A 255-nucleotide genomic window follows, 5' to 3' on the forward strand; every position below is an offset into this window, starting at 1 on the left:
CATAGTCGAACCCGCGTTCGCCGGCGAGATACTCGGCGGTGTCTCGCTGGGTGTGCGCGGCGTCCATCGTGACCACGACCCGTTCCGTGCCCCGTGCGGGCACACCCGCCAGCAGTGCCCTGACCTGGGTGATCTCGTTGGTGTCGGCCGGAACCTGCACCTGGGCGATCGTGACGCCTTCGCGATGGACCATCGCGGAGAACAACGTGAACTGATCGTTCTCGTCAGTCCACGCGCCCCGCAACACCTTTCCGT

1 protein-coding gene is annotated in these 255 nt (G+C 65.9%); it reads right to left on the minus strand.

Annotated elements, in window-relative coordinates; genetic code table 11:
- Nucleotides 1–193, minus strand: a 193-nt coding sequence (locus QSK30_RS36695) for a transposase (protein WP_285510015.1), incomplete at its 3' end; no start/stop codon positions are given.
- Between the last annotated feature and the right edge of the window lie 62 nt (nt 194–255).

The sequence above is a fragment of the Actinokineospora sp. NBRC 105648 genome, assembly GCF_030269645.1.
Taxonomy (GTDB): Bacteria; Actinomycetota; Actinomycetes; order Mycobacteriales; family Pseudonocardiaceae; genus Actinokineospora.